The organism is Pseudotamlana agarivorans, from assembly GCF_001642835.1.
GTDB classification, from domain to species: domain Bacteria; phylum Bacteroidota; class Bacteroidia; order Flavobacteriales; family Flavobacteriaceae; genus Pseudotamlana; species Pseudotamlana agarivorans.
The window spans coordinates 1-1,219 of the sequence record NZ_LXEI01000045.1 but is presented as its reverse complement, the minus strand read 5'-3'; the positions used below and the strand labels follow the sequence as shown (position 1 = coordinate 1,219).

Below are 1,219 nucleotides of genomic sequence, written 5' to 3'. Positions count from 1 at the left end.
CATTATATTTAATAATCTCCTTAATTTCCTTTGTAGGATTAATACAATCTATTTTGTGCAATGAAAAAGTTTTTTTGATTTATAAGTTATTTCTATGATTGATTATGTCATTTAAAATAATTGTAAGTTTTTTTGCTCCTTGTTTATTTAAATGATCTCCATCCTTAAAATCACTTTTGTTGAAGTGCTTATCATTATAGAAGTTATAATAATCTAAATTATCAAATTGTTTATCTAGCTCTTTTACTTTTTTTAGTGTGGTCTGCCATTGACGATTATCCATATTTTTTATATAATCTTCATGAAAAGGTGGTGTAATTAAAATAACGTTTATATTGTTTGATTTCCATATATGTGCTAATTTCAATAATACTAAACAGTTTTTAGCTAGTTGTCCATGATCTTTATGAGTGTGGTTTTTAGCTGTTTTTTTAGCTATATAGGATAAGTTTAATGTATCTAGTTTCTTCTTCTTATAATACCACCCTAATGAGGTTGAATTTAAATAGATTGAATCATTATGATTAATATAATAATCAACTAAATCTTCATATATGGTTTTTACATCTTTGTTTAATATTTCTAAATTATCAACGGGAAGATCAGAAGAGTTTATATCGTAGTATATTGAGTAGTTTTTAATCCATTTCTTAGACATTGAAGAATTGAATAATGAATGGTATGAAACGGGAAATATAATGGTTTTTAGGTTTTTTAACTTGGGGCTAAATTTTTTATAAACATTTGAACTATAACTTATATTTTCCCCAAGAAATGCTAAATTATATGATTTAGAGTCCAGGTATATTGGGTTAATTCCAAGATGAGTATGCGAGCTCCCTAAAATTAGTGTTTCAATTTCAGAAGCCTTATTTAACATAAAAGCATTTTTGTTTTTGTAGTCATTTGGAATATTTCTAATACCCATTTCAATTATTAAAGGAATTGTAAATGGAATTAAAAAAAAAGATAAGTTTAGTATAAATCTTTTCATACTTAAAATTGAAAATAAATGAAATCTCCGCCAGGACTTTTAGCACCATAGTAAATACTAGCAATGATTAAATAATAAATTAATATCCTAATGAATTTTGGGTATTTAAACCCAAATTTCTGAAGAGCATATTTATGAGTTCTTCCTAGCCATTCTATGTACATAAATATGCCTAAATTAAATAATAAAATTGTTGGTATTACACCATTTTTTAAATTTGGAGTA

Annotated in this window: 1 protein-coding gene and 1 pseudogene; both read right to left on the bottom strand. The window is 24.9% G+C overall.

Annotated features, from left to right (window positions below; translation table 11 throughout):
- Positions 1–79: 79 nt before the first annotated feature.
- Positions 80–994 (bottom strand): hypothetical protein, encoded by a 915-nt coding sequence (locus A6I66_RS16360; RefSeq protein WP_067151961.1) that lies wholly within the window; start codon positions 992–994, stop codon positions 80–82.
- A 2-nt stretch (positions 995–996) separates the two neighbouring features.
- Positions 997–1,219 (bottom strand): annotated as a pseudogene (locus A6I66_RS16880) (hypothetical protein); the annotation flags it as partial.

Excerpts from the sequence above, each read along its gene's own strand:
- A6I66_RS16360 (WP_067151961.1), bottom strand. The coding sequence starts at position 994 with ATGAAAAGATTTATACTAAACTTATCTTTTTTTTTAATTCCATTTACA.